Here is a 20,547-nt window from a genome sequence, read left to right as displayed (position 1 = left end):
TGGGCGGCGAAGAACTGCGCCTGGTAGACAACATCGACCGCTCGCTGCATACCGTCTCTCAACTGTTCCGTTCGATCCTGGATATCTACACCCTCGACAACGGAAAGCTGGAACCGCAAGCGGAACCGGTGAACCTGGGCGCGCTGCTGCGGGACGTCGTCAAACAGAACACCGAGGCCGCGCGCTGGGCCGGGGTTCAACTGCGCCTGCGCCCTTGCGAGCACTGGGTGAATGTCAATGCGGGACTGTTGACCACCATGGTGCAGAACCTGGTGTCAAATACGCTCAAATACGCGTCCGGCCAACCGGTCTTGATCGGTGTGCGTCCCAGAGGCAAGGGCTTGGCCATTGTCATCTACGACAAGGGACGCGGCATCGCCGCTGAACATCTGCCGGACGTATTCAAGGAGTTTTACCGGGTGCGCCACGCACGCGACAAGGATGTCGAGGGCCTGGGGTTGGGCTTGTCCATCGTCAAGCGCATCAGCCAGTTGCTCAATCTGGATATCCAGTTGGACTCCCGGCTCGGCCAAGGCACCCGCGCCACTATCCAACGCCTGGAAAGCGTCGCGCCGGGCACCGAGACACAACGGCCAGCGGCCACGCAAAGCCGTCTGCAGGGTCTGCGGGTCTGCCTGGTGGAAGACGATTCCAACGTACTGATGGCGACCTCGACCTTGCTGGAAAAATGGGGATGCGAGGTAGAAAGTCATAGCGATGGACTGAACGTGACCACGGAATGCGACATCATCATTGCCGACTTCGACCTGGGCCCTAGGATTTCAGGTTCCGAGTGTATCGCTGCGATTCGCGAACAGCGTGGTTGGGAAGTACCGGCCATGATCATGACCGGCCATGAAATCGAGCGTATCCGCAGCACATTGATCCACATGAATATCTCCATCCTGTCCAAGCCCGTGCGTCCGCCTGAATTGCGAACGACCCTGCTCGAACTGACCAAGCATTTCGCCAGGGAAATGGGTTAGCTGGGGGATGTCCATGCCCGGACATATCCGGGTGCGACGGTGTGTGGAATGCACGCCTATCATTAGCGCGGCTTGCCATTCGCCTGTCGGTTTGCGGCGAGGTAATAGGTCACTTGTCGTATTGATGTCGCTGGCGCCCCGTTATCCAATGCGCCTGGGGAACGTGCTGCGCTGAATCAACGTTGTTTCAGCGCAGGCCGATCCTCCGCTGCCTTGATTCAGATACCGTTCAATTAAGCGTAAGGAGTGTCCCAGCCGAAAGACGGGCGGTTGGTTTTGACAACCGCGCCACCTTGACCGACTCGGGCCACACAGCGATCAAGTGATAGAGGGAGTTTTTATGAAAGACAATATGAAGAAAGTACGTTCGACCATCGCATTAGCATTGGCTCTCTCAGCAGGCCTTGCGTTCAGCGGTACGGCCAGCGCCTTTACTTTTGAACATGGATGGAGTTGCCAGAATAAGTGGTACCAAATGGGACTTATTGAACTGATTGCTTGCGGAGGTGGAGGCGACGGTTGATCTGCCTGGGTCTTTTTCAGGCATATGAAGGAGCGGCAGTTCATTAACGCTTCACACACACAAACAACGCATTCCCGGTCACGCCCGCCCAGGGCGTGATCCGCTCATAGTCATGCTCGAACACCTGCACCTCAAAGTACGGCTGTAACAGCCCCTGCAACTCCGTGAAGCTCAACGCCACCATGGTGTGCTCATCCTGCCAGGCCTGGGTCACCCCCGCGGTGGTCTTCTCGATACTCAGGCGCAGTGACTGCTGCTCCCCTTCTCCGCGGTAATGCCAGCCGGAACCGAAGGTGAAATGACTGCCTTCAAACTCCACGCTATGGCGTACCAGCAAGCGGTTGTCGATATGCAGTTTGTCCACCGCGTTGAAGCAGAACACGCCGTTGTCGGCGAGTGCGCCGTGCACGCTGGCGAGGCAGGCGTGCAGTTGGGCCAGCCCGGGGTTGTAGTGGGTCGAGTACAGGAAGCAGGTGATCAGGTCTTGCGGTTCGTCCACCTGGAAGCCGGCCATGTCCTGGCGGCTGAACCGTGCCTCGGGGCAACGCAGTTGGGCGAGGTCCAGCATCGGTTGGCTGATGTCCAGGCCGGTGCTGCGGTAGCCGAAGTCGAGGAAGTGGCGCACATGGGGCCCGGTGCCGCAGGCAAGGTCCAGATGGCGGCGCCCGTCATTGCCGAACAATTGGTGCAGGCGACGCACGCTGTGGCTCTGCGCGCGGTAGTCGATGTCGGCGCACATCAGGTCGTAGTAGATGGACAGGTCGGTGTACAGCGCGTTGGAGGACATAAGTGGCCAGAGGGTTCGGCGGGAATTTCGCGCCGGCATGGTAACCCAGTCCTGGGTGTAAACCGCTACACTCGCCCCTCAACCATCCGCCAAGGAGGCAACCATGAGCGTTCGCGGTCAAGACCGACAGATCGACAATATCGAGTTCAACGTGGGCGACATCGCCCGCAGCAAAGCCTTCTACGGCGCGGTGTTCGGCTGGGCATTCGTCGACTACGGCCCCACCTACACCGAGTTCAGCGATGGCAGGCTGACCGGCGGGTTCACGACCGCAGAGCCCGTTCGACCGGGTGGCCCGCTGGTGATCCTGTACGCGGATGATCTCGAAGGCACGCAGCAGCGGCTCAAATCCGCAGGCGCCGTGATCAGCCGCGAGACCTTTTCGTTCCCCGGTGGCAGCAGGTTTCACTTCATTGACCCGGATGGTTATGAACTGGCGGTGTGGACCGCTCAGCCGTAGCTGGCCGCAACACCAGGCGTGGAAGCGCAGTCGCGCTCCCGCAGGCCGGCGAGCGCCGCTATTGCAACGGCACATAAATATCGGTCTGCCATTGATCCTGCGGTGTCTCGGGGAAAATGCTCAGGTATTCGAAAAACAACGGCTGGTCCCGAAGCTCCTCGCCGCTGCCAGGCAGCCAGTCGCGGTAGATCGGATAGATCGACTCTGCGATGTGATCCGGCGAACCCACATGACGCACCACCACACAGCGCCCGCCGGGGATGACGCGTTCAGTGACGCCGAACTCATTCGCGGCCAGCGCCTGGTGAATCTCGCCGCAAATGGCAAACCGGAACTCGTCGGCCGGGGTCGTATCAGGATTGTCGAAGGGAATACCGAAGCTGCGACTTGAAGCCACCGGCGACTGCCCGCTGTGCATGCGCCACGCAATGAATGTCTGCACGCTTTCATTCACGCGCCCTGGGGCGCCGCGGTGCTCGAATGCGGCCACCTTGACCGCAGGAAACTCCACAATTCGTACCTGCATGATGATGCTCCTGGAAAAGTAAGGGACGCTGAATACCCCGCGCCAGAGCTGCCAATCCGGTCGTTTCCGGAATGCGCTCGGCGCCATGCCGAACGCTCGCCTGAACGCCCTGGCAAAGGCTTCAGGACTTTCGAAGCCGGCCCCCAGCGCCGCCTCCAGCACCGAATAATCAGCGCGGGAAGACAAGTCATGTGCCGCGCGGCGCAGGCGCATCAGTTGCACATAGCGCGCAACCGGCATGCCCACGAACGCGGTGAATTGCCGATGGAAGTGAAACACCGAAAAATGCGCCACCTCGCTCAGCGCCTTCACCGACAAGTCACCTTCAAGATTCGCGTCGATATAAGCGAGTACGGCGTCGAAGCGCTGTGTGTAGGCGGCGTTGCCTGGCAAGTCAGACACGGGTTGCAAGCTCCGGGATAGGCGTTGGACGATAGGATCGACTATACCGACAGCCTGCGCCTAGCCGTGCTTGCTGAGGTGGATGTGCCAGCACGGATTCACAAAGGAAGCCTGGCAATCACCTTGATCTCGAACTGGTACCCATACAGCCACGTAACCCCCACGCCAGTCAGCGTCGGGTGCGGCGCTTCGTCCCAGAACTCCGGCACCACCTTCCAGATCGTCTCGAACCTGGATTCGGGATCGACGATAAACACCGTCACATCGATCACATCGTCAAAGGTGCAGCCGGCAGCCCCCAGGATCGCATTCAGGTTGTTGAACGCCAGACGGACCTGATCCTCCAGATCGGGCTCGGGCGAGCCGTCTGCATGGCTGCCGACTTGGCGTGCTGTGGTTGCCCAGCTACATGTCGAAAGCCTTCGAGGACCGGGGCGAATTAGTGCCCTTGTTCAAGGACTGGCACCTTGATCCGATGCCGCTTTACGTGGCCTTTCCGCCGAACCGGCATATCAGCCTGAAGCTGCGCGTGTTTATCGAATGGGTGGCTGAGTTGCTGGCCGTGCATGCGCCTGTCAGTGGGCGGCAGGATGGGTGCTGATGGACGCGTGTATGGGTTCGCTGATCGACCTGAACAACCAACCTCTACGGCCTTTCAAGGCTTCTCTTCAGTCGGCGCAGATGACTACTGACGATCACTTTATGGGCGAGCCCTACCGGTAACATGTAGATGCGTCCATAGAGGTTATGCGTGACGACCGATGATGTGATGGTGAGCACACGATCTGTTATCGAAAGGCAGATCATGACATCCAGATGCCTGTCACGCTCGGTAAGAACCAGGATATCGGAGGCGCTGTGCTCCACCAGAAAGAAATCCAGGTGTTCGCCTGCGTGTACCGTTTTTCGCGCAACGCCGGAGAACCCGCGGATTCGCCTCACACCGAATAACGAAGAAATTGCGTCCCTTATTCGGAAAGCCAGCCGCATGGCCAGTCCCGGCTCAGCCGTTGTGATGTTCCACGCGTCAAGCATGGTGATTTCAACGGGGAGCTGAACCGACCTAATGTGGTAGTAATCGAGCTCCGACAGTGCACGCAACGTGTGAGCTGGTGATGTGATAGGCAATTTTCATCCCGTCCAGTGGGCCAATTTTCATTCCCGATAACATCCGAGGCTGAGTGTTATGCGGCTATGTTACGTCAATGTACAGCCGCCATGAACGTCCCCTCCCTGTCCCTTCCCCTGTGTATCGCAAGTGGGCGAACATATCCCCGCCATAGTATGGTTGCGGCCCCCAACCCTCACAGGATATGAAGGTTACCCATGCGTTTACTGTTTCCCCTGGCCGTCAGCTTGACGCTGATCGGCTGCGCCACCACCAAGACCGACGTTCGCAACGAAGCACACATCAGCCGATATGACCCGACCACTACCGCGCGTGTCCGCCTGATCACCGGTGACACCACCCACGCCGGCTTTATCAGTGGCCAGACCTGCGAGATGTTCTACAACGAGTCCCTGCTGACCAAAACCCCCGAAGAAGCCGGATGGCAAACAGCCCATGTCGACTCGGCGGGGCTCTACCCTTTCCGGGCGACAGACCGCCAGAACAGCGTGATTGGCATGCCTGCCAGCAAGGCGAGCAAAGCCATCAATCAATCGCCCAAGGTGTTTGACGAACATGTCATCCCGGCCGGTAAACCGTTTATTGCAGGGTTCGCCATGGGGGGATCGCAACTCTCCTGCTTTCCCGCGCCCGTCACGCTTATCCCCGAGCCCGGTAAAGACTATGAAATGGAACTTCAAATGATGAAAATCAGCACGTTCAAGGCCGGCTGCGTGATTGCCGTCCGCCAGCTCTCCACCCAGGCCGACACCACCGTAGAAACGCCGCTGAGACCGCAGGTGTGTGCCAAAACACCGTCGGGCTGGTACACCGTGACCCCAGCGCCCTTGCCTTGATCGCCCCTGGGCAGTTGTTGAACGGCAGTTGCATTTGACTCAATGGTTTTCCTCACACTCATACAGGGACAGACATGGGCATTTTGGATCGATTGTTTGGTGGACGCTTTACCATGCCTCCTCCCGAGGAAACCAACCTCAGCGCTTCAGCGATCATGAAAGAGCTGCGGCCCGAGCGCAGCGACCCCTCCCAGAAAAAAGCCCTCGAAGCCTTTGCCCAGGCGCTGGTGGCGACCACGGCGGAAAAAGAAGGCGCCAGACTTGTCCGCCGCGTTATGCGCAGATACGCGATGGGAGATGACCCCTGCAGTGCCCTCACCGAAGGTTTCCTGAATGACGCCAAGGGGCAAAAACTCGAACACCTTGTACTCCTCAGCGTGGATTGGAGGGGCTATGACGTGTTTGAGTATCTAGCGCCCTTTCTGGTCAGCGCCAGTGGCTTGAAGACGCCCTACGCCTATGTACGGGAAAACGCTACCTCCATGCCACAGGTTCTCGATAACTTTGATCAGTGGCTCGCCCGGTTCGGTAAACGGTTTCTTCACCTGGATTCCGGAGGTGAAAATTACGACGGTTTCATTGTTGACACGGATCGACTCGAAGACGTTATCGAGCTGGCTGGACGAGCGGGAATCCACGTGCGTCTTGAGAGCTTCTGACTCTGCGGCGGGGTGAGGGGCTTCTGCAGAACCTGTTCAATCAAGCCCTCGCCCGATGAATGTCCCTGCCCCGGCCGCAATGATCAGGTTTTCCCTTTCCCGATCATTGCGGCCTTGGACCTGGAGCCCTGATCCCCCCTCGGGCGTTCAGCCCGCTGTTTTTGCTCCTGCTTGAATTGCTGCTGCCAGCGCGCCAGCGCCTCAGCCCCGTCCGATGCCTGCACGGCCCATGGCGTCGACGCGATCATGCCGAAAAGCGTCCAGATAAGGAGTTGCTTCATTTCATCTCACCTTGGTTGTTTGAACTGGAATGGATGCGGATATCCGCGTTGGTAATGCTTGAATAGGTGTCGAGCAGCCCGGCTAAATCCTGGTAGCCAGCCGCCAGAGCGTGAGCCCCCAGCCGGGTCAATGATCTCGACGTCCGACGTGCCTGAGCCGCGCTGATCGCGGGAGTGGAGGCATACCGTGAAATACGCCGCTCGCCCCTTTGCGCACATTTGGCGATTGCTGAGTCAGGTTCCAGCTCCCGTGTCTGGCGTTGCAAAGTCAGCAGCCGGCGGCTCAATTGAAGGGACACAGAGCCGGCGCCGCCCGCCGGTTGGTGACCAGCGCCCAAGAGTGCCTGCAAGGCAACCAATCGGTGCTGTTGCCGGGCCTGCCACTTGAGCAGGTCCATGCGGCGCCCGTGCCGGAGTAAGCGCCGGGTGTCCCTGTGCAGCGCCTGGGTCAGGACGTGTACATGGCGGGCGGATTGCCCCGGCAGTAGCTGGAAGGCCAGCAGGCAGATGGCAAGTGCTACCAGCCAGGCGAGCGCTTGATTGGCGAAGTCCGTGAAGTCGTACTGGGCCGTGCCGCCGGTGCCGACGAGGGTGTTGAACGCGATCAGGTAGGCAATGCCCTGCAAGGCGTGGCGCGGCCGGGTGGTGGCATGAATGCCGACGGTCCAGAAGGCGATCAGCACGACGCTGAGCAACGCGAACCCGCTGATGTGCGGCAACACCAGGAACTTGCACGCCGCTGCCGTTACGATGCCGTACAGCGTTCCCTCGAAGAAACGGCCGATGCCTTGAGCGGGCGCCGGGCTGGTGGCCAGCAAGGTGCAGCACGGGCCCAACACTGCCAGCAAGGTTGGCCCCTGGTCCCAGGCGCTCAGGTACCAGACCGCAGCGGTTGCAAGCGTGGCCGCCAGGGCGCGTAGACCGTTGCGCAGCGCGTCGCCGTAATGGCGGTGGAACCCCACGGCGCGGGCCGGCGTCCGGGGCGCGCGCTCAAGGCAGGCAAAGCTCAGCAAGGCGCTGGACAGGTCTGCCAATTGTTCACTCAAGCACTGCTGGCTTTGACGGTTTTCATGGGCCTGGGCGAGGCGGTGCTGCATCTCCCGGACATGCTCGGCTGCCACGGAAAAACCCGGCTTTGCGTCGGCCAGCTGTTGCAGTTGCGCGCCCATTCGAACGAGGGAAGGCAAGCCACCGTGGTTGAGCGGTGACTCGTCCAGGATCACCCCATGCACATACGCAAGCCCTGCCTGCAGGGTCGCAAGCCTGGAACGGATCAGGCGCGACTCACCTCGGCCGATCCCAAGAAGCTCGTCCACCTTACCCACATCGATGGCCAACTGGCCCTGCGCAATAGCCAGTTGCGCGCCCTGCTCCCCCTCAATTCGCAAAGCCAGCAATCCCAAGGTACGGGCGGCGATGTCCTCAAGTGCCTTGTTCAGTTTGGACTCGACGGTCTTGCGGCTGAACAACGTCGCCACCAGACTCAGGCTCAACACCCCAAGGACCACGGCCGTGCCGCGCGCCACGATATGCTCGAAACCTTGCTGCGGGGCGACAATGGCCGGGCCCAGGGCAAGGCAAACCGTATAGCCTGCGACCACTGCCGCCGTGGCCTGGTAGTGCCGAAGCACGGTCATGGCACCGACACAAAGGCCGAGCCACACCCCGATCCCGAGGATGAACAGCAGCATTTTTTGCGCGAACAGGCCGGTCAGGACCAGGGCGGCGAGCAACCCCGCCAGGGTTCCCAGAACGCGATTGAAGCCCTTGCCGACCACCGCGCCCTGCAGCGGATGGATCAGCAGCAACACGGTCGAAGCCGCCGAGAACGGCGCCTCCAGGTGCAATTGGAAGCCCAGCCACAGGGCCAATGTCGCCGCCGCAAGACTGCGCAGCACATACCCCGAGGTCTCGGGCGACCATGCCCCGAGCATTCGCAGTGCGCGGGCCATCACATGAAATCCTGCAGCCACTGGGTAAGCCGCCAATGGGGGGCGGCCCCCGCCTCGGCGACCTCGATACTCGCGGTCATTCCCGCCGCCAGCTCCACGCCCGGTGGCACCTTGTCCAGCTCAATCCGAACCGGCACACGCTGGGCCAGGCGTATCCAGCTGAAGGTAGGAGCCACCTGGGGCAAGCCGCTGTTACTGCGCAGCTCGTTGCCGTCGGCAATGCCTCTGCCGAGGCTCGCCACATGCCCTTCAAGCAGCGGTGCGAAGCCCATGAGCTTGATGGACGCCGCGGCCCCCACGCGAACACCCGGCAGCTTGGTCTCCTCGAAGTAAGCGGTGACCCAGAAGCTATGGCTGTCGACCACAAAGATATTGGTATCGCCCGCCGCCGCGTAGTCACCCGGCTGCAGCCGCAGCTGGGTCACATACCCGTCGACCGGTGAACGAACCGTCGTACGCTGCAGATCCAGCTGCGCGTGGGCCAACTGGCTCTGGGCCGCGTCCACCCGCGCCCTGGCCACCGCCAGGTCCCGGGCCGCATTGTCGGTCTCCTCCCGCGCAATGGCATCGCCGAGTTGCTGGCGACGGCTGAGCTGTGAGCGGCGCTGTTCGAACACACTGCGCGCCTCGGCAAGCTCGGCCGTTCGCTGTTGCCGGGCCAGCAGATAGGCGCTGCGGTCGATCTGATACAACAACGCGCCCTTGGCGACCCACTGGTTGTCCTCGATCAGCAGTTGTTCAACCTGGCCGGACACTTCGGGGGCAATGCGGATGACTTGCGCACTGACCCGCCCGTCCCGTGTCCAGGGGGCCAACTCATAGGCGCGCCACAACTGCGTACACAGCAGCAGTGCGGTCAAGCCGAGCACCAGGGTGACGAGGGTCTTGAGCAGGTGTTTGATCGTCATCGCCCGCGCCTCAAAACTTCAGCACAAGGATCGAGAGAACGATCAACGACATGCAGAAACGCGCCATGCTCGGGTGCCAGGCCCAGCCCAGCCAGGGCCGCATGATCCGCTCCAGCAGTGCGTAAACCACGGCGGTAACGCCCAGGTAGAGCAAGAAAGGCGGCAGGTAGAGGTGGGCAATCGTGATTTCGCTCAGCATCGTTGAATCTCGCAGTCGGCAATGGCCTTTCTGACGATGGTAGGGACTGCAAGGCCGTGCCGATATTGAGTATGCTGCCAAGATATAATCAAATTCAGACAATCGAGGTGGCGCGACGTGGACGAGACACATCTCTACGGGGTGGATCAATTCGAACTGGACAGTTTCGACCAGCCCGCAGTGGCGTTGATGCTGGGGAGTCAGCGAAACGACACCGAATTCCCCGTCCATACCCACCGCAAAGGCCAACTGGTAGTGGCGTATCACGGCGGCATCGTATGCACCGTAGAGGATGGCGTGTGGATGGTGCCGTCGGGGTTCGGCGTATGGATCCCGGGCGGTATTGCCCACAGCAACCGGGTGACCGCCAACGGCAAGATCGGCTATCTGTTCGTAGAGCCCGGTGCGGCCGCGCTACCGCACACATGCTGCACGCTGGTGCTGTCACCGCTGGTCCTGGAATTGATCCTGCACCTGAGCGCCCAAGCCCAGGACTATCCGCCGGCGTCTGCCAATGCACGCGTGGCGAGCGTGCTCCTCGAACAGTTGGAACTGGCTCCCTCGGAACAGCTGTACCTGCCGCTTCCGGCCACAACGCAGCTGCGTTTCATCGCACGGGGGTTGGCCCAGGACCCGTCAAATCGCTGCACCATGGCCCAATGGGCACGCCAGGTCGCCATGAGCGAGCGCTCCCTGGCGCGCTTGGTTAAAAGCGAAACTGGGCTAACCTTTGGCCAATGGCGCAAGCAATGGCAAATCATCGTGGCCTTGCAGAGCCTGGCCGAGGGCGAATCCGTGCAACGCACCGCCGAAGCCCTCGGGTACGAGTCGGTCAGTTCGTTCATCAGTATGTTTCGCAAGACACTGGGCTCGCCGCCAGCGCGGTACATGCGGCGGACCGCAACACATCAGCGGGGATCCCGGTTGGCTGATGAAGCTTTACCCGTCGAACGGTCTAAATTTGCAGAATGACGTGCCGATAGGCTGGATGTAACCCAAGGAGGCGGTTTCCCATGTTCAATACAAAAGCCAAGAACCAGCTTCACGCCCAGGCAGCCGAGCTGTTGGAACTGCGCCAACTGCGCGATGGCCTGAACCGTGAAATGCTGACGTTGAGCATCGACTCGACATTCAAGATCACCGCATGCAACGACAACTTTGCCAAGTCGTTGGGCTACACCCCGGAGCAACTTCGAGGCCGTGCCATGGCCGAGATCGTGCCGCAGTACGTCTCCAAGCTGCCCTGCTTTCATAATTTTCGAGCGGCGGTCGCCGCTGGCAAGTCCATTACCGACGATTACCGCTACCTGCATGCCGACGGCTCATTGATATGGCTGCATGCACATTGGCAGCCGATTACGGATGCGAGCGGCCAGCTGAGTCATGTCACCTGCTATGCAACGAACATTACCGCCCGGGTAGAAAAAGCCTCGGAAAACACCTCTTTCATCCAGGCATTGCTGCGCTCGACGGCGGTGATCGAGTTCGACCTCTCCGGGCATGTCATCACCGCCAATGAACAGTTCCTGCACGCCATGGGCTACAGCCTGGAGCAAGCCAAAGGCAGCCACCACCGGATTTTCTGCAAGCCGGAGGAAACCTCGTCGCAGCACTACAAGGATTTCTGGGCAACCCTGAACAGGGGCGAGTTTGTAGCCGGCCGATTTGAACGCGTTGACAGCCGCGGCCAGACCGTGTGGCTGGAAGCAACCTACAACCCGGTGTACGACACTGAAGGCGCACTGTGCAAGGTGGTCAAGTTCGCCACAGTGGTCTCCGACCAGGTTGCCCGGGAACAGGAAGTCAGTGGCGCGGCGCAAACCGCATTTGAAATTTCCCGGCAGACCGATGTCAGTGCCGAGCGCGGAGCCGTGGTGGTCAACGACACGATGCATACCATGCATAAAATCGCCGCTGATATGCAGGCGGCTGCCGGCGGAGTCGAAGCCCTCGGAAAACAGTCACTGCTGATCAGTTCGATCATTCAGACCATCAGCAGCATTGCCCAGCAAACCAACCTGCTGGCATTGAATGCCGCGATTGAAGCCGCCCGTGCAGGCGAGCAAGGCCGAGGCTTTGCGGTGGTGGCTGATGAAGTGCGGCAACTGGCCGGGCGCACCAGCACGGCGACGGAAGAAATCGCCTCGGTGGTGCTGCAGAACCAGAAACTGGTGGATGAGACCGTCGCCGAAATGGCCAACAGCAAATCCCAGGCAGAGCAAGGTCTTGAACTCGCCACGCAGGCAGGCCAGGTCATTGTGGAAATTCAGGACGGCGCCAAGCGGGTGGTCGACGCGGTGGGCAGGTTTGCGAATCAGGTGGCTTAGCTTGCCCGCAGTGGCGCAGGCGAATTCGATAACGATGACATAGCAATCGATGGTGGCCACTGTGGGGCTGTCTTTTGAGGGTTGGATGCAAATGAACTATTTGCTGTACGCCTGCCCCAGACTCAACGCCTGGGATACCTGCAAAAACCAGCGACTAAAGTGGAGCTTTTTTTCGGATCAATGCTTGTTCTCATGGCGCAAGCGTTCCGGTGTTGTCCCGGTCCAGCCGTGAAAGGCGCGAAAGAAAGAGTTGGGGTCGTCGTAACCCAGCAAGAATGAAATCTGCGTGTAAGGCAGCTCTGAATTGCGGATGTAATGGCGGGCCAACTCTTCACGTAGTCCGTGCAGGACTTGCGAAAAGCTTGTTTTCTCCTCGGCGAGTCGTCGTTGCAAGGTGCGCCGACTGACTGCAAGTTTGCGTGCGACCTCATCAGCACCTGTAATCCCACTTGGCACCAGCTCAAGCAGAACACTACGCACTTGGCTGGCTATGGATGAGTCTCTGGTCAGCTCGGCCAGCCGCTCCTGCAGCTTCGGCTCGAACAGTGCCCACATGGCCTGGTTTTCTGTAATAAACGGGCGCTCGGCGTCGGCGCGGGAAAACTCCAGGCCAATGCTGTCACCTAACTCCAGGGTACAACCAAAGAACTCTTCGTATGCCAGTTTCGGTTCGAGCGTCCTGGGGGAAATGACACGCAGCGGCACGACAACCTGTCGCGTCGCCATGCGTGCAATCTGGACGAAATAACCCAGTTCCACAGCGATCAACGCGGTGGCGGGCTGCTCGCTGGTCGCGCCGAAGTGGATGCCCAGGCGCAGCCGCTCCGGGTGTACCTCGATGTCCAGGTGCATTGGACCGATCAGGGGTTTGAATTGCTGAATACGCTGGGATGCGACAATCAGGTTGGGGCTGCAAAATGCCGCGAAAGTCGCCGGGTCGAACATTTCTGCTGAAAAATTACGCAGTATGCGCAGCGGTAACTGCGCATCACCGAGCAATATTGTCAGCGTTTCCCATAGCCGAAAGTAATCCGCGCTCGCCAGGCTGGCATCGCGTCGTTCGAACAGGTCTTTAGGCAGTTGCGCCATAGCCAAGAACTCGCGGACCGGGACGCCCAGGTCTGCGAGCAGTACCTTCCAGCCTGACGAGACGGAGAATCGTTCCATAATGTGATCAACGTGCCTTTATGCGGCCACTTTCTATCAGCTGCGCGAAGAAATCATTCATGGAGTCCTGCATCGGACGATAGCTCACACCCAATATCTCACGGCTGCGACGATTGTCCGCTCGCCATGGCAGGTCAACATTCAGGCTGATCATTTTGCGCGTGAGTCCCTTGTTCATAAGTGGCCCGACCGTCCAGACCAGCCACTTGGGCAGCTTGCGACGAGGGATTGGATAGCGCGCACCATAGCGTTCCAGCAGCGTCTCAGCCATCTTCAGGAAGCTGGTGTTATGCCCTGATACGATGAAGCGCCCTTTGGCCTCTGGGACAAAACCGCCCCGGAAGTGGGCCTCCGCAAGATCCCTGACATCGACGACACCGAAGCCGATGTCAGGCACGCCCATCTTCAGGGTGCCGTCGCCCATCTGACGAATGAGGTTGAAGCTTTCGGAGGTACCGTTGGGGTTCACTCCTGGCCCGATCACCAGCGAAGGGTTGATGGTTACCAGGTGCCAGCGATCCTGTTTCTTTGCAATGGACCAAGCCTCTTTTTCCGCCAGCAGCTTCGAATAGGAATAGGCCTGATGATCGACCGAGGAGCTGGTGTTCCAGATTTCTTCAGTGAACAGCCCTTCTGGGGTCTTGGCCAGGTCGGCATTGTCGCCATAGATGGCGGCGCAGCTGCTAGTCACCACAACGCGCTTTACCGAAGGCGTCCCATTGGCAGACTCCAGAACATTGCGCGTGCCGAGTTGAGCCGGCTCTATCAGTTCTTTGACCGGGTCCTGAATATCCAGGGTGAAGGGCGAGGCGGTATGGAACACGACTTCGCAGCCTTGCATCGCCTTCTGGTAAGAGCCCGGCGCAAGCAGATCTGCCGCGAAGAAGTGGATAGTGCCCGGCATGCTTTCAGCCAGCGCAGCCAGAGGGTGCAGTTTCGATGCATCATCCGGGTCACGGACGGCAGCGTGCACCGTCAAACCTTCTTGCAGCAGGCGGCTGACCAGCCAACCGGCCACATAGCCCGTAGCTCCAGTGACCATTACAGGTTTGGTTTTGTCGATATGCATATCAGGCTCCTGGCTCAGATTTACCCTCAGCTTGCCTGCTCTGCCGGTTCGCAGCACTAGCGGATGGCGCCAAGCGACTCGCATAATGCGCCACATGCGCGTGAGAAGGGTTTTGGGCATGACAAGTAGACGAGCCGCTGAGTCCACTGTTGGTCGAAAGCAACGCGCACATTGTCCAACCACCTCCACTCCCCTTATCCTCGACGGTCCCCGTCCGTCCAAAACCGGAGCCGCCATGGACCTCGCCACCCTCGCCCTGTTCCTCCCCGCCTGCTTCGCCCTGAACATGGCGCCCGGCCCGAACAACCTGCTGTCCGTCAGCAACGCCACGCGCTACGGCTACCGCACCTCGTGCCTGGCCGGTGTCGGTCGCCTGCTGGCCTTTGCCGGGATGATCGCCCTCGCCTCCGCAGGCTTGGCGGTGGTGCTGCAGACGTCGGAGTTGTTGTTCTACGCGATCAAGATTGTGGGCGCGGCGTATCTGTTTTATCTGGCGTTCCAGCTGTGGCGGGCTGATCCGCAGGCTGAGGCGCAATCGGCAGGCGCGAAGGTGGGTTTGTGGGCACTGGCGCGACAGGAGTTCCTGGTGGCGGCAGGCAACCCGAAGGCCATCCTGATCTTCACCGCGTTCCTCCCGCAATTCGTGGTCCCCGGCCAACCCATCACCCCGCAATTCGCCGTGCTGGGCGCGCTGTTCCTGGTGTTGGAATGGATCGCCATCAGCCTCTACGCCTATATGGGCCTGCACATGCGCCGCTGGTTTGCCGAGCCGCGTGGCAAACGGATATTCAATCGCTGCTGTGCGGGATTGTTGTCGGCGGCGGCGACGGTGTTGTTGACCGCGCGCAGGGCTTGAGGAAAAAAACATGACCCGCAACCAACTTGCCGACCTGTACCTCGGCTACATCGACTGCCTCAACCAACAGGATTGGAACCGCCTGGGCGACTTCGTCCACCCGGACGTGTGCTACAACGCCCAGGTGGTCGGCCTGGAGGGCTACCGCGCCATGCTGGAGCGCGACTTTCGCGAGATCCCCGACCTGGTGTTCCACATCCAGTTGCTGATCGCCGACCCGCCCACCGTCGCCAGCCGGCTGAACTTCAATGTTACGCCCCGGGGCGAGTTTTTCGGGCTGGCGATCAATGGTCGCCAGGTGGCGTTCTCGGAAAACGTTTTCTACACCTTCGTCGACGGCAAAATCGCCCAGGTCTGGTCGGTGATCGACAAGGCGGCGATCGAACGGCAGTTGGCCGTCTAAACTCCATGGACCCATTGTCCGTGGAGACCGATCATGAAACCCAAGAACACCCTCTGCCTCTGGTACAACGGCACCGCCGAGGAGGCTGCGCGCTTCTACGCCAGCACCTTCCCCGACAGCACGGTCGACGCCGTGCACCTGGCCCCCGGTGACTACCCGTCCGGCAAACAGGGCGATGTGCTCACGGTGGAATTCACCGTGATGGGCATCCCGTGCATCGGCCTCAATGGCGGCCCGATATTCCCCCACAGCGAAGCGTTTTCCTTCCAGGTCGCCACCGATGACCAGGCCGAAACCGATCGCTACTGGAACGCCATTATCGACAACGGCGGCCAGGCCAGCGCCTGCGGTTGGTGCAAGGATAAGTGGGGATTGTCGTGGCAGATCACGCCTCGGGTGTTGACCGATGCGGTGGCCAACCCTGACCCGACAATAGCCAAACGTGCTTTCGACGCGATGATGACCATGACCAAAATCGACATTGCGGCGATTGAAGCCGCGATAAAAGGCTGATCCACCTGCACCGGCGCATTCAAGCCACGGGGGAAGTTGACACACCTCGTAATATTCCATGAAGATAGCCCCAGTCTTCATGGGTGTGTCAGCTTATGTCCGCAACCTCAGTGGTTAACCTTTCCGTCATTGGCTTGATTGCCAAGGCGCAAGGTTGCGTGGCGCACGCCCTCAAATCGAAGAAACAGTCGCTCATGTGACCGGGGCGCGCTGTCCCGTCAGATGAGCTGACAGGACATTGAGCGCGGACTCCCTCCCCCTTGCACAATTGCCCATGCCTTTCTGACGGTGACTCAAACGGTCAATCATCAGGAGAAAGTGCATGTCATCGTTTCAAGGTATCTGGGTTCCCGTGGTCACGCCGTTCCAGGACGGCGCCATCGATTTTGTCGGCCTGCACCGCCTGGTCAGCCACCTGCTGGACAAGCACGTGGCCGGGATCATGGTGTGCACCACCACCGGCGAAGCCGCATCTCTCAGCCGCCAGGAACAATTGGCGGTGCTGGATGCGGTATTGCAACAGGTGCCCGCCCACCGTGTGGTGATGGGTCTGGCGGGCAACAACCAGATTGAGCTGCTGCAATTCCAGGCCGAGGTGCTCAAGCGCCCGCTGGCGGGTTTGCTGGTGCCCGCGCCGAGTTACATCCGCCCCTCCCAGGCCGGCCTTGAAGCGTTCTTTCGCACGGTGGCCGATGCGTCCAGCGTGCCGATCATTCTCTACGACATTCCCTACCGTACCGGCGTGACCTTCGAGCAGGCGACCTTGCTGAACATCGTCGCGCACCCGCAGATCGTGGCGATCAAGGACTGCGGCGGCAACCTGGGCAATACCCTGGCGGTGTTGGCCAGCGGTGAGGCCGATGTGTTGTGTGGCGAGGACCTGCAGATCTTCAATGCGCTGTGCCTGGGTGCCAGCGGTGCGATTGCCGCGTCGGCCCATGTGTGCACCGAACAGTTTGTGGCGCTGTGGCAACAGGTAAGGGACAACCAGTTGGCTGAGGCGCGGGCGACGTTCCTTGGCTTGGTGCCGTTGATCAACACACTGTTCATGGAGCCCAACCCGGCGCCGGTGAAAGCCGCACTGGCGCTGGAGGGCTTGATCGAGAGTGAGTTGCGTGCGCCGATGCAGCGGGCAACCCAGGCGGTCATCGCAAAGCTGCAAAGGCTTTCACGCAAGGCCCAATAACCTGTGGTGAGCGAGCTTGCCCGCTCATCACAATAAGCTTGCGCAGGCTCACCCATTGCACCTCCACGCCCCACGTGATCTGAGGACTACTCGTAACCTGTGGTGAGCGGGCTTGCCCCGCGTTGGGCTGCGAAGCAGACCCAAAACCAGGCGCTGCGGTTTACCTGACAGAACACAGGGAGCCTGATTGGGGCTGCTGCGCAGCCCGGCGCGGGGCAAGCCCGCTCACCACAACAAGCCCGCTCATCACAATAAGCTTGCGCAGGCTCACCCATTGCACCTCCACACCCCACGTGATCTGAGGACTACTCGTAACCTGTGGTGAGCGGGCTTGTCCCGCGCTGGGCTGCGAAGCAGACCCAAAACCAGGCGCTGCGGTTTACCTGACAGAACACAGGAAGCCTGATTGGGGCTGCTGCGCAGCCCGGCGCGGGGCAAGCCCGCTCACCACAACAAGCCCGCTCACCACAGCAAGCCCGCTCATCACAATAAGCTTGCGCAGGCTCACCCATTGCACCTCCACACCCCACGTGATCTGAGGACTACTCGTAACCTGTGGTGAGCGGGCTTGCCCCGCGCTGGGCTGCGAAGCAGACCCAAAACCAGGCGCTGCGGTTTACCTGACAGAACACAGGGAGCCTGATTGGGGCTGCTGCGCAGCCCAGCGCGGGACAAGCCCGCTCATCACAACAAGCCCGCTCACCACAGAAGCTCAGGGCATCAGGAAATCTGCCCCCCCACCTGCCGGGCGGTATGCAACCGGTGCAACGTGATCTCGCGCACCGCCTGCTTGCTCAGTTCGATGTGCCGCTTCAGCAGGTGCTGCGCCTGGTCAGCCTGGCGTTGCACGATGGCCGCAAGTATTTGCCCATGCTCTTCGTACGTCGCCGCAATGCGGGGCGCCTGGGTAAAGTCGAGCCGCCGGATGATGCGGATCTGCTCCGTGATGGCGTAGTGCATGCGCGCCATTTCACGGTTGCCGGTGGCTTCCACCAACGCGCAATGAAAACGCTCATCCAGCGCCGATACGGCCTGGGCGTCCTCCAGGCGCTCGCCCTCCTGCACCTGCCAGGTGGCCTGCAACGCTTGCAGCATCGGGTTCGGTTCATCCATCGCACATAACCGGCCGACAGCCGCCAGTTCCAACACGATGCGCACGTCGTAGAGCTCTTCGAAGTAGGCGAAATCGAACGGCTTCACCTGCCAGCCGCTGCGAAAATACACCTCCACATACCCTTCCCGTTCCAAGCGATACAGCGCCTGACGCACCGGCGTGCGACTGGCGTGCATGCGTTCGGCCACCTCGCCTTCGCTGAAGCGATCGCCCGGCAGCAGGCGGAAGTCGAAGATATCCGCCTTGAGCTGCGCGTAGATCTGCTCGGCCAGGCTGTCGGGGCGTGTCTTGGCCCCCATGCTCAGCCCCGGCTCGCAATAAAGGCGCGCCAGCCACCGAACTCGGTGATATCGAGGGCGTCGGCCAGTGCCCAGGGCTCGCAGATGAAGCCTTTGACGCTGCGCCCATCCTCCAGCAGCAGGTTGCCGATCCCCAGCGGTGCGGGGATCTCGGCGACGAACTCGCCAAAGCGTGCGAGGGGCATGTCCCACAGCTCGACAATGATCGCCCGACCGCTGTCCGCCTTGGCCAGCCCTGGCTTGGGCGGCACCGTGCCCGGCAGCGCGTACAGGCGGTAAGTGTCGGCCGTCAGGGTTTGCTCCACCAGCACCGCGTTACGCGTCGTCAGTTGGACATTCAGTGGCATGCCGGTGAGGTGCGCGCCCACCACCGCCACGCGCACGCAGCCGGGGGCTTGGGCGGGTGCGGACGGTGACGGCAGATAACGCTGGGTGGCGCCCAAAGGCAGCTCCAGGCTGGCTTGCCAGCGCTTGCCCAGGTGCGCCAGCGCCGTGTCATGCCAGGCCGGTGCGAGCAAGGTAATGCCGCTGGGCAAGCCATCGGCGCGGATACCGGCCGGCAGCGCCAGGGCCGAGAGGTCGGCCAGGTTGGTGAAGTTGGTGTAGTAGCCGAACTGCGAGTTGTAGCGCACCGGCTCTTCCGCCATCTCGGCCATGGTGCGCAGGGTTGGCGAAGTCGGCACCAGCAAGGCATCGAAACCGGCCAGGCTGTCGTTGATGCGGCGGCTCAGTTCGGCCCGCAGGTATTCGGCTTTGAAGGCGTCGCAGGCGCTGTACTGGCGGCCATTCTCGACAATGCCGCGCACCACCGGGTTGATTGCCTCGGGCTGGTTTTCCAGCATGCTTTCCAGGGCCACGGTGCGTTCGGCGACCCAGGGGCCGAAGTACAGCTGGTCCGCCAGTTCCTTGAACGCAGTGAAATCCACCGGAGTGATCACCGCGCCCAGCGCCTTGAAGTGTTCGACCGCGTGTTCGAACACGGCCTGGTTCTGGGTATCGCCGAAAAACTCCAGGGCCGCCGGGATGGCCAGCTTGATCGAAGCGCCCACCGCCACTGGCGCCGTGTTGGGGTTGGCGCGGGAATAGGCATCGCTGGCGTCGTATCCCGCCGCAACGTGCGCCACGGTCTCGGCATCTTCCACGGTCAACGCAAACACCGAGACGCAATCCACCGTGCGGCAAGCCGGCACCAGGCCGGTATTGGACAAACGCCCCTTGGTCGGCTTCAACCCGACGATATTGTTGAACCCCGCCGGTACGCGCCCGGAGCCCGCCGTGTCGGTGCCCAGGGAAAACGCCACCAGCCCACGGGCGACCACCGATGCAGAACCGGAGCTGGAGCCGCCGCTGACGTAATCGCCATTGAAACTGTTGCCCACCGCGCCATACGGCGAGCGGGTGCCCACCAGGCCGGTGGCGAACTGATCGAGGTTGGTCTTGCCCATCAGGATCGCGCCGGCGGCGCGCAGCTTCTGCACGACCGAGGCATCCCGGGTCGCGCGGTAGGCAAATTCTGGGCAGGCGGCAGTGGTGTCCCAGCCGGCCGCGTCGATGTTGTCCTTGATCGCAAACGGCACGCCATACAACGGCAGCTGGGTCATATCACCGCCCAGCGCTGCCAGCCGTTCGCTCAACTGTGCCAACTGCTCGGCCAATGACGACGGCTGGGCGCGGGCGATCCAGGCGCTGTCCTCGGGGGGGTATTGCGCGGCCAGGGTGAGCAAAATGTCCGGCGTGATCGCGCCGCTGCGGTAAGCAGCCTGCCATTCACCGAGGGTCCAGCCAAAAACGTTGTGCATGGGAAACTCCATCTTGTATCCAAGTTTGGATTTCTCTAAAGCAAAGCCCACGCCAGGTCACTCTGCCAGTGATTACGCAGGTATCGCCGCACAACGTGCGCGTAGATAGCGCACCCGGGCATCGTCCATGCGCCAAAAAAAGACATTCAATCGACCCCTCGGTTGC

General features: G+C 61.0%; 22 protein-coding genes and 3 pseudogenes. 13 read left to right on the top strand and 12 right to left on the bottom strand.

What is annotated here, in order from left to right:
* On the top strand, nucleotides 1-986 hold a 986-nt coding region (locus BLQ09_RS12455; RefSeq protein WP_139202110.1), incomplete at its 5' end, for an ATP-binding response regulator.
* Between the two features lie 340 nt (nucleotides 987-1,326).
* Entirely contained in the window at nucleotides 1,327-1,509 is a 183-nt protein-coding gene (locus BLQ09_RS12450) for a hypothetical protein (RefSeq protein ID WP_081744500.1), read from the top strand.
* A gap of 43 nt (nucleotides 1,510-1,552) precedes the next feature.
* Here BLQ09_RS12450 and BLQ09_RS12445 read toward each other — a convergent pair whose 3' ends face one another.
* Nucleotides 1,553-2,296 carry a class I SAM-dependent DNA methyltransferase gene (locus BLQ09_RS12445; RefSeq protein WP_175472307.1) on the bottom strand — a complete coding sequence of 248 codons (744 nt, stop codon included), beginning with the start codon at nucleotides 2,294-2,296 and terminating at the stop codon, nucleotides 1,553-1,555.
* A gap of 103 nt (nucleotides 2,297-2,399) precedes the next feature.
* Here BLQ09_RS12445 and BLQ09_RS12440 point away from each other — a divergent pair, with 103 nt between their 5' ends.
* Complete coding sequence (locus BLQ09_RS12440) at nucleotides 2,400-2,756, top strand: VOC family protein (protein WP_092357032.1); 357 nt, start codon at nucleotides 2,400-2,402, stop codon at nucleotides 2,754-2,756.
* 58 nt (nucleotides 2,757-2,814) lie between these two features.
* Here BLQ09_RS12440 and BLQ09_RS12435 read toward each other — a convergent pair whose 3' ends face one another.
* Nucleotides 2,815-3,684: an AraC family transcriptional regulator gene (locus tag BLQ09_RS12435; RefSeq protein WP_092357029.1), complete on the bottom strand. Its 870-nt coding sequence runs from the start codon at nucleotides 3,682-3,684 to the stop codon at nucleotides 2,815-2,817.
* A 98-nt stretch (nucleotides 3,685-3,782) separates the two neighbouring features.
* Nucleotides 3,783-4,070, bottom strand: a pseudogene (locus tag BLQ09_RS12430) (Rid family hydrolase); the annotation flags it as partial.
* On the opposite strand from BLQ09_RS12430, the pseudogene BLQ09_RS12425 reads away from it, so the two are divergent.
* A pseudogene (locus BLQ09_RS12425) lies at nucleotides 4,067-4,285 on the top strand (LysR substrate-binding domain-containing protein); the annotation flags it as partial. The pseudogenes BLQ09_RS12430 and BLQ09_RS12425 overlap by 4 nt on opposite strands.
* 44 nt (nucleotides 4,286-4,329) lie before the next feature.
* Here BLQ09_RS12425 and BLQ09_RS12420 read toward each other — a convergent pair.
* Nucleotides 4,330-4,812 (bottom strand): DUF2867 domain-containing protein, encoded by a 483-nt coding sequence (locus BLQ09_RS12420; protein WP_092357026.1) that lies wholly within the window; start codon nucleotides 4,810-4,812, stop codon nucleotides 4,330-4,332.
* 198 nt (nucleotides 4,813-5,010) lie between these two features.
* Between BLQ09_RS12420 and BLQ09_RS12415 the strand changes: the two genes are divergently transcribed.
* Nucleotides 5,011-5,649 carry a hypothetical protein gene (locus BLQ09_RS12415; RefSeq protein ID WP_027608435.1) on the top strand — a complete coding sequence of 213 codons (639 nt, stop codon included), beginning with the start codon at nucleotides 5,011-5,013 and terminating at the stop codon, nucleotides 5,647-5,649.
* Nucleotides 5,650-5,723: 74 nt separating this feature from the next.
* On the top strand, nucleotides 5,724-6,308 hold the full coding sequence (locus tag BLQ09_RS12410) for a DUF6630 family protein (RefSeq protein WP_027608436.1): 585 nt from the start codon (nucleotides 5,724-5,726) through the stop codon (nucleotides 6,306-6,308).
* Nucleotides 6,309-6,391: 83 nt separating this feature from the next.
* On the opposite strand, the gene BLQ09_RS12405 is transcribed toward BLQ09_RS12410, so the two are convergent.
* The 4 genes from BLQ09_RS12405 to BLQ09_RS12390 are packed head-to-tail and all read right to left on the bottom strand — an operon-like array spanning nucleotide 6,392 to nucleotide 9,648.
* Nucleotides 6,392-6,589 carry a hypothetical protein gene (locus BLQ09_RS12405; protein ID WP_027608437.1) on the bottom strand — a complete coding sequence of 66 codons (198 nt, stop codon included), beginning with the start codon at nucleotides 6,587-6,589 and terminating at the stop codon, nucleotides 6,392-6,394.
* Nucleotides 6,586-8,541, bottom strand: coding sequence for an FUSC family protein (locus tag BLQ09_RS12400; RefSeq protein ID WP_092357023.1), 1,956 nt, complete (start codon nucleotides 8,539-8,541; stop codon nucleotides 6,586-6,588). The genes BLQ09_RS12405 and BLQ09_RS12400 overlap by 4 nt, the downstream gene beginning before the upstream one ends.
* Complete coding sequence (locus tag BLQ09_RS12395) at nucleotides 8,541-9,449, bottom strand: efflux RND transporter periplasmic adaptor subunit (RefSeq protein WP_027608438.1); 909 nt, start codon at nucleotides 9,447-9,449, stop codon at nucleotides 8,541-8,543. The genes BLQ09_RS12400 and BLQ09_RS12395 overlap by 1 nt, the downstream gene beginning before the upstream one ends.
* A 10-nt stretch (nucleotides 9,450-9,459) precedes the next feature.
* Nucleotides 9,460-9,648 (bottom strand): DUF1656 domain-containing protein, encoded by a 189-nt coding sequence (locus BLQ09_RS12390; protein WP_166655288.1) that lies wholly within the window; start codon nucleotides 9,646-9,648, stop codon nucleotides 9,460-9,462.
* 117 nt (nucleotides 9,649-9,765) lie between these two features.
* On the opposite strand from BLQ09_RS12390, the gene BLQ09_RS12385 reads away from it, so the two are divergent.
* From BLQ09_RS12385 to BLQ09_RS31840, 3 genes and pseudogenes are all read left to right on the top strand, one after another.
* Nucleotides 9,766-10,620: an AraC family transcriptional regulator gene (locus BLQ09_RS12385; protein ID WP_092357020.1), complete on the top strand. Its 855-nt coding sequence runs from the start codon at nucleotides 9,766-9,768 to the stop codon at nucleotides 10,618-10,620.
* Between the two features lie 41 nt (nucleotides 10,621-10,661).
* A pseudogene (locus BLQ09_RS31845) lies at nucleotides 10,662-11,435 on the top strand (PAS domain-containing protein); the annotation flags it as partial.
* 102 nt (nucleotides 11,436-11,537) lie between these two features.
* The gene (locus tag BLQ09_RS31840) at nucleotides 11,538-11,975 is read left to right on the top strand and encodes a methyl-accepting chemotaxis protein (protein WP_370671255.1); all 438 of its coding nucleotides are present in this window, start codon (nucleotides 11,538-11,540) and stop codon (nucleotides 11,973-11,975) included.
* Between the two features lie 177 nt (nucleotides 11,976-12,152).
* Here the strand turns inward: BLQ09_RS31840 and BLQ09_RS12375 are convergent, their stop codons facing one another.
* Both BLQ09_RS12375 and BLQ09_RS12370 read right to left on the bottom strand, forming a co-directional pair.
* The gene (locus BLQ09_RS12375; protein ID WP_027608442.1) at nucleotides 12,153-13,142 is read right to left on the bottom strand and encodes a helix-turn-helix domain-containing protein; all 990 of its coding nucleotides are present in this window, start codon (nucleotides 13,140-13,142) and stop codon (nucleotides 12,153-12,155) included.
* A 7-nt stretch (nucleotides 13,143-13,149) separates the two neighbouring features.
* Nucleotides 13,150-14,211 (bottom strand): NAD-dependent epimerase/dehydratase family protein, encoded by a 1,062-nt coding sequence (locus tag BLQ09_RS12370; RefSeq protein WP_027608443.1) that lies wholly within the window; start codon nucleotides 14,209-14,211, stop codon nucleotides 13,150-13,152.
* A gap of 235 nt (nucleotides 14,212-14,446) precedes the next feature.
* On the opposite strand from BLQ09_RS12370, the gene BLQ09_RS12365 reads away from it, so the two are divergent.
* The 4 genes from BLQ09_RS12365 to dapA all read left to right on the top strand — a co-directional run bounded on the left by BLQ09_RS12365 (nucleotide 14,447) and on the right by dapA (nucleotide 17,169).
* The gene (locus tag BLQ09_RS12365) at nucleotides 14,447-15,067 is read left to right on the top strand and encodes a LysE family translocator (protein WP_027608444.1); all 621 of its coding nucleotides are present in this window, start codon (nucleotides 14,447-14,449) and stop codon (nucleotides 15,065-15,067) included.
* A 10-nt stretch (nucleotides 15,068-15,077) separates the two neighbouring features.
* The gene (locus tag BLQ09_RS12360) at nucleotides 15,078-15,470 is read left to right on the top strand and encodes an ester cyclase (RefSeq protein ID WP_027608445.1); all 393 of its coding nucleotides are present in this window, start codon (nucleotides 15,078-15,080) and stop codon (nucleotides 15,468-15,470) included.
* Between the two features lie 33 nt (nucleotides 15,471-15,503).
* Nucleotides 15,504-15,983 carry a VOC family protein gene (locus BLQ09_RS12355; RefSeq protein WP_027608446.1) on the top strand — a complete coding sequence of 160 codons (480 nt, stop codon included), beginning with the start codon at nucleotides 15,504-15,506 and terminating at the stop codon, nucleotides 15,981-15,983.
* A gap of 322 nt (nucleotides 15,984-16,305) precedes the next feature.
* Complete coding sequence (gene dapA, locus BLQ09_RS12350) at nucleotides 16,306-17,169, top strand: 4-hydroxy-tetrahydrodipicolinate synthase (RefSeq protein ID WP_092357017.1); 864 nt, start codon at nucleotides 16,306-16,308, stop codon at nucleotides 17,167-17,169.
* Between the two features lie 720 nt (nucleotides 17,170-17,889).
* Here dapA and BLQ09_RS12345 read toward each other — a convergent pair.
* Both BLQ09_RS12345 and atzF read right to left on the bottom strand, forming a co-directional pair.
* The gene (locus BLQ09_RS12345) at nucleotides 17,890-18,582 is read right to left on the bottom strand and encodes a GntR family transcriptional regulator (protein WP_092357014.1); all 693 of its coding nucleotides are present in this window, start codon (nucleotides 18,580-18,582) and stop codon (nucleotides 17,890-17,892) included.
* Nucleotides 18,583-18,584: 2 nt separating this feature from the next.
* Nucleotides 18,585-20,381 carry an allophanate hydrolase gene (gene atzF / locus BLQ09_RS12340; RefSeq protein ID WP_092357011.1) on the bottom strand — a complete coding sequence of 599 codons (1,797 nt, stop codon included), beginning with the start codon at nucleotides 20,379-20,381 and terminating at the stop codon, nucleotides 18,585-18,587.
* Between the last annotated feature and the right edge of the window lie 166 nt (nucleotides 20,382-20,547).

Origin of the sequence: Pseudomonas sp. NFACC25 (assembly GCF_900100935.1) — a bacterium.
Taxonomy (GTDB): Bacteria; Pseudomonadota; Gammaproteobacteria; order Pseudomonadales; family Pseudomonadaceae; genus Aquipseudomonas; species Aquipseudomonas marginalis.
The sequence above is the reverse complement of the archived record's forward strand: the minus strand, read 5'-3'. Positions and strand labels throughout refer to the sequence as shown.

Coding starts and splice junctions, on each gene's coding strand:
- BLQ09_RS12450 (WP_081744500.1), top strand. CDS start 1,327: ATGAAAGACAATATGAAGAAAGTACGTTCGACCATCGCATTAGCATTG.
- BLQ09_RS12445 (WP_175472307.1), bottom strand. CDS start 2,296: ATGTCCTCCAACGCGCTGTACACCGACCTGTCCATCTACTACGACCTG.
- BLQ09_RS12440 (WP_092357032.1), top strand. CDS start 2,400: ATGAGCGTTCGCGGTCAAGACCGACAGATCGACAATATCGAGTTCAAC.
- BLQ09_RS12415 (WP_027608435.1), top strand. CDS start 5,011: ATGCGTTTACTGTTTCCCCTGGCCGTCAGCTTGACGCTGATCGGCTGC.
- BLQ09_RS12410 (WP_027608436.1), top strand. CDS start 5,724: ATGGGCATTTTGGATCGATTGTTTGGTGGACGCTTTACCATGCCTCCT.
- BLQ09_RS12405 (WP_027608437.1), bottom strand. CDS start 6,589: ATGAAGCAACTCCTTATCTGGACGCTTTTCGGCATGATCGCGTCGACG.
- BLQ09_RS12400 (WP_092357023.1), bottom strand. CDS start 8,541: ATGGCCCGCGCACTGCGAATGCTCGGGGCATGGTCGCCCGAGACCTCG.
- BLQ09_RS12395 (WP_027608438.1), bottom strand. CDS start 9,449: ATGACGATCAAACACCTGCTCAAGACCCTCGTCACCCTGGTGCTCGGC.
- BLQ09_RS12390 (WP_166655288.1), bottom strand. CDS start 9,648: ATGCTGAGCGAAATCACGATTGCCCACCTCTACCTGCCGCCTTTCTTG.
- BLQ09_RS31840 (WP_370671255.1), top strand. CDS start 11,538: ATGCATACCATGCATAAAATCGCCGCTGATATGCAGGCGGCTGCCGGC.
- BLQ09_RS12375 (WP_027608442.1), bottom strand. CDS start 13,142: ATGGAACGATTCTCCGTCTCGTCAGGCTGGAAGGTACTGCTCGCAGAC.
- BLQ09_RS12370 (WP_027608443.1), bottom strand. CDS start 14,211: ATGCATATCGACAAAACCAAACCTGTAATGGTCACTGGAGCTACGGGC.
- BLQ09_RS12365 (WP_027608444.1), top strand. CDS start 14,447: ATGGACCTCGCCACCCTCGCCCTGTTCCTCCCCGCCTGCTTCGCCCTG.
- BLQ09_RS12360 (WP_027608445.1), top strand. CDS start 15,078: ATGACCCGCAACCAACTTGCCGACCTGTACCTCGGCTACATCGACTGC.
- BLQ09_RS12355 (WP_027608446.1), top strand. CDS start 15,504: ATGAAACCCAAGAACACCCTCTGCCTCTGGTACAACGGCACCGCCGAG.
- dapA (WP_092357017.1), top strand. CDS start 16,306: ATGTCATCGTTTCAAGGTATCTGGGTTCCCGTGGTCACGCCGTTCCAG.
- BLQ09_RS12345 (WP_092357014.1), bottom strand. CDS start 18,582: ATGGGGGCCAAGACACGCCCCGACAGCCTGGCCGAGCAGATCTACGCG.
- atzF (WP_092357011.1), bottom strand. CDS start 20,381: ATGCACAACGTTTTTGGCTGGACCCTCGGTGAATGGCAGGCTGCTTAC.